This is a genomic window from Streptomyces africanus, assembly GCF_002150735.1.
Classification (GTDB): Bacteria; Actinomycetota; Actinomycetes; order Streptomycetales; family Streptomycetaceae; genus Streptomyces; species Streptomyces africanus.
This window is the reverse complement of sequence record NZ_MUKA01000353.1, coordinates 1-4,744: the sequence shown is the minus strand read 5'-3', so window position 1 is coordinate 4,744 and position 4,744 is coordinate 1. Positions and strand designations below refer to the sequence as shown.

Genomic DNA, 4,744 nt, shown 5'->3' with positions numbered 1-4,744 from the left:
CCGCAGCACGGACGCCACCCCGGCCAACCCCCAGACCGCCACCAAGGGCTTCCTGGCGTCCATGGTGGCCCCCGTGGAACCCGCACGGGCCACCTTCAACCTCGCCCCCACCGCCAACAGCGACACCCACCAGGACGCCGGTGACGGAGTGCTGGACCGCTCCGCCCCCGGCAAGTCCTCCGCGTCCTTCCACGACACCGACCAGGCCGCCACCAACGACCCCACCGGCCAAAAGCGCAAAGCGCAGGGATCCGTCTGGAAAGCATGGCTGCTGGCGGGTGCGCAGCGCTGGGCGAAAGGCGGCGGAACAGCCAACAAGCGCCTCGATGTGAAGAAGGCCCAGGCGCAGGCGAACCAGGTCAAGGAAGCCCGCACGACCACAGTCTCGAAGTCCGGTGGACTGCTGCCTGTGCGGAATTCCGGCGGCTCTGGTGCAGGGCCGAAGGGGAACGCCGGGAAATCGGGCGGCACTTCGGGCGCGAAGGGCCCGGTGAATTCCTCCGGGAACCGTTCCGGTGGTGCCGGCCGTGGTGGATCCGGAGGCGGAGGCCGTGGCCCCGGCGGCAGCTCGGGCAGCAGCAACGCCGGTGGTGGTGGCAGGCACCGGGATGCCGCCGGTCACGGCAAGGGGACAGGTGCGAAGGGTCCCGGCCCGGGCGGCAGCGGAAAGGGCTCGGCCGGGCCGAACGGCTCCGCCAGATCCGGCGCATCGGGCAAGAGCACCAACTCCGGTGGGAAGGGCCACGGCGTCCACGACTCCAAGACGCCGAAGCCCACCAAGGACTCCAGCGGCAAGGGGCCCGGGAAGAGCCCCGGATCCGGCAGCGGCAGCGGCTCGGGCGGCGGGTCCGGAGCTGGGTCCGGCGGTGCTGGGAAGCCGGGAGCGGCCGGCAAGGCAGGAGCCGCGGGTAAGGACGGCAAGCACGACGGCAAGCCCGGCGCAGGGGCATCGGGCGGCCCGGGATCCCCTGCCGCAACCGGGCCGGATGGCGGCAAGCCGAACAAGAAGCCCGGCAAGAACGACACGGCCCACAACAACAAGCACGGCAAGACCCAGCACGACACCCGCACCCCGCTGGAGAAGTCCCGCGAAACCGGCCACAAGGACGGCCGCGCCGTCCGAGGCGTCGTCGACCACGTCAAGGCCTACAAGGACGGCGCAGTCGACGGCTACCGCGACAAGCGCGACGAGAACGCACGTGAACACGCCCGCCTCAACAAGGCGCACGCCGACCACAAGACCAAGCCCGCCGAGAAGAACCCCGCCGCGACGAAGGCCGGCCGCCCCCAGCCCGTCATCGTCACCGAACAGGAGGACGACGGAGTGACCACCGACGTCAAGCCGCTCACCGTCAAGAGCATCGACGCCAACACCCTCACCCTGGGCGCCGACGCCACCCGCGCCACCTACGGGCGTCGCGAGCTGCGCAACTTCAAGCAGTACGAACGCAAGCTCGAAGCGAAGGAAACCGACCTCCAGAAGATCGCCGAGGCGTGCAAGCAGCTCGAGAAGGAAGCGGAGAAGGAAGCCAAGGACTGCCAGGACCTGCTGGAGCAGGCCAAGGGAGTCAAGGGCGGGGAGAAGGTCGTCGGCAAGCTCACCAAGCTCGCCGACGCCGCGAAGAACCAGACCGCCGAAGCCGCCGAACTCGCCAAGCGCGCCAAACGGGCCGCCGAAATGTGCAAGGTCGTCCTCACCAACATCCAGACCCGCTACGCGCCCCTGTACAAGGCCGTCGTCGACAGCGACGAGACCAAGCCCGCCGAGCTGCGCTTCTACAACGACAAGGGCTCCTACGCCCCCGCCGCCTGACCCGACGAGGAGACCACCGACATGGCATCCGACCTCACCTTCAAGACCCTCCTGCGCGCCGTGGAGACCAAGGAGAAGAAGCTCGCCCGACACGCAGAAGCCGTCAAACAGGCAGCGGACAACATCAAGGAACACGCGGACGACACCGCCAGCGACGCCGACGCCCTCGGCGCGAAGTCCGTCGACCGCGACTCCATCTCCGAATGCCAGGAGCTCGCCAAGGTCATCCGCGGCGTCTCCGACGGCGCCATCACCTACGCCGCCAAGAGTGCCGACACCGCGAAAGCCGCCAAAGCGGCCGGCGACCAGGCCCGCACCACCCACGGCGGCTTCCAGGAAGCCTTCGACCGGTCCAACGTCACCGGCCTGGAGAACGTCTCCCGCGACTGGCTCGAGCAGGAATAGCACCCTCACCCACACCCACGGTGCCGGCCCACACCACCCGGGCCGGCACCACCCATCCCGAAAAGGAGCCCAACCCCGTGTCCACGAACACCCGCACCGTGCCCAGCACCGACACCGCGGAGCGGGCCGCCGCCATCGGCCAGACCCTCATCCCCATCGCCACCGGCGCCCTCGCCCCCCTCCTCGACCCCTCCGCCGCCACCATCGCCGGAGGCGCATACCTGGCCGGCGCCGCATTCGTGGCCGCCAACTACACCGGACACCTCGGCACCTGGGCCAACGACCTGCCCGGCATCGACATCGCCCGCGCCCACCGCGACACCCTCGGCATCGCCACCATCACCACCGGCATGGCACTCGGCCTCGGCACCCTCGCAGGCCCCCAAGCCACCGACCTCCTCATGGCCGGCGTCACCCAGATCGCCACCAACCCGCTCCCCGGCATCCTGTCCCTCGGCTGGTGGGCCGCCGTCGCACTCGTCCCCCTCAAACTCCGCAAAGTCCTCGGCCGCAAGAAGACCAACGCCCAGCCCGGCCCGCAGGCCGCCGCCATCAACGAGACGGTCGGCCCCATCACCGACGCCGACCAGATCATGGCCGACTGGCACCGCCACATCAGCAACCCCGACAACGGAGTACACAAGGGCCAAGTCCTCACCGACGTCACCGTCTACACCAACCGGTGGACCGGCCGGATCGTCGCCCCCGCTGGCGCTGCCGTCTCCGTCACCAAGGAGACCGTGTCCTCCGTCTACCGCCGCAACCCCGGCTGGATCGACATCACCCACGGCGACCACGCCGGCGAAGCCCGCGTCATCGTCAACCACCAGGCCCCCGCCGAACTCGACCCGTCCACCCTCGAAGGCGCCTGGAAGAAGCGCGTCGCCTGCACTGGCGGCACCATGCCGAAGACCCACCTGGAGAACGTCACCGACGACCCCAACACCGGCGGACAGGCCGCGTGGGTCGTCGCCGACGACGACATGAAGGGCGCCCTCAAGGCCCCCGACCTGACCGACCTCGCCGGAGACCTCCGCAAGTCACCTCTGCTGATCTCCTACGAACCGAACCCCAACAACGTCCGTAAGGCCATCATCCGCGTCATGGACTCCAACCCCCTCGAGGCCGGGCACGACTTCCAGGGCCTGGACTCCCTCAAGGCGTCCGCGGGCGGCTGGTTCCCCATCGGCAAAATCATCTCCGGCCACCCGGCCCGCTTTCAGATGTTCGACCCGGCCCTCGGAGGGCTCCACCTCGTCATCGCCGGCGCCACCGGATCCGGTAAGGGCGGAGCCGTCCAGGTCGTCTCCCTCGGCTACCACGCCAACGGCGCCGCCATCCTCTACGCCGACCCCAAGGGCGCATCCAACCCCGCCATCCCCAAGATGGCCGCCTACTCAGGCCTCCAACGCTACGGAGCCCTCGGCGCCATGCGCCTCTCTTACCACGTCCTCCAGCACCGCGTAGAAGAAGCCGCCCGCCTCGACCTGAAGAACTTCAAGCCCTCCAAGATGCGCCCCTGGTGCCCCACCATCCTCGACGAAGCACCCCAGATGCTCGGCCCCAAAGTCCCCAACCGCGCCGAAGCCGTCCACATCGTCAAGGCCGGCGCCTCCCTCGGCCGCTCCCTCGGAATGCCCTGGGTCCTCATCACCCAGACCGTCAACCTCGACCAGATGGGCGGCGAACAAGCCATCCGCGCCAACCTCCTCACCGGCGGCGCCTGGCTGATCCTGCGCACCGACTCCGACCAGGTCAACCTCGGCGACCTCCCCACCGGATTCGAAGGCATCGACCCCTCCCAGATCCCCGCCGTGTGGCCCACCGAAGACGAATCCCTCATCTACGACCCCGACATCCCTGAGAACGACCCCCGCCGCACCTTCGGTCTCGGCTACCTCGCCACCCCTGGCGGTCGCGCCGGCATGATGCGCATCGACACCCTCGAAGACGCCACCCCCCACATCCGGCCCGAACTCGTCGCAGCCCCCGAAGACGTCCCCTGGTGGGGCGACCAGGACAAGATGGAAGAACTCGCCAACACCCCTTTGCCCGGCTTCGAGGAGAACGGCGACGGGAGCGACGAAGACGGCAGCAGCCCGGTCATCGCGGCCGGCGTCGACTTCCAGAAGAAGGAACCCACCGCAGAAGAGAAGATCCTCACCGTCCTCCGCGACGAAGCCGACCCCCTCCACCTCGACTACCTCAACGGCGCAGACGACATCGACCCCGGCGACTTCGACATCACCTACATCGACCGGCCCGCACTCCTCGCCGCCACCGGCCTGAAGGACGGCACGTTCGCCAACGCCCTCGGCAAGCTCGAAACCGCTGGGAAGATCCACCGCATCGCCGAAGGCAAGACCGTCCGCGTCGGCCTCGGCCGGCCCGTACAGGACGGCGACGCAGCCGCGTAGGCAGCGACCCAAGCGACCGAGCCCCCGGCATCCCCGCCGGGGGCTCACGCACACAGGGGATAGCGCCTCAGACAAACCCCCGAATCTGCGGCAGCATCAGACGTGTCGG

At 69.3% G+C, this 4,744-nt stretch carries 3 protein-coding genes; all 3 read left to right on the top strand.

Annotation, left to right across the window (positions count from 1 at the left end; all coding sequences use genetic code 11):
• Window positions 1-1,813, top strand: a 1,813-nt coding sequence (locus CCL05_RS45715; protein WP_208641686.1) for a hypothetical protein, incomplete at its 5' end; no start/stop codon positions are given.
• 21 nt (window positions 1,814-1,834) lie between these two features.
• Window positions 1,835-2,218 (top strand): hypothetical protein, encoded by a 384-nt coding sequence (locus CCL05_RS35320; RefSeq protein ID WP_086564726.1) that lies wholly within the window; start codon window positions 1,835-1,837, stop codon window positions 2,216-2,218.
• Between the two features lie 77 nt (window positions 2,219-2,295).
• Window positions 2,296-4,635: a type IV secretory system conjugative DNA transfer family protein gene (locus tag CCL05_RS35315; protein WP_086564727.1), complete on the top strand. Its 2,340-nt coding sequence runs from the start codon at window positions 2,296-2,298 to the stop codon at window positions 4,633-4,635.
• The last annotated feature ends 109 nt before the right edge of the window (window positions 4,636-4,744 follow it).

What these genes read in the sequence shown, in the direction of transcription:
- CCL05_RS35320 (WP_086564726.1), top strand. Translation starts at nt 1,835, where the DNA reads ATGGCATCCGACCTCACCTTCAAGACCCTCCTGCGCGCCGTGGAGACC.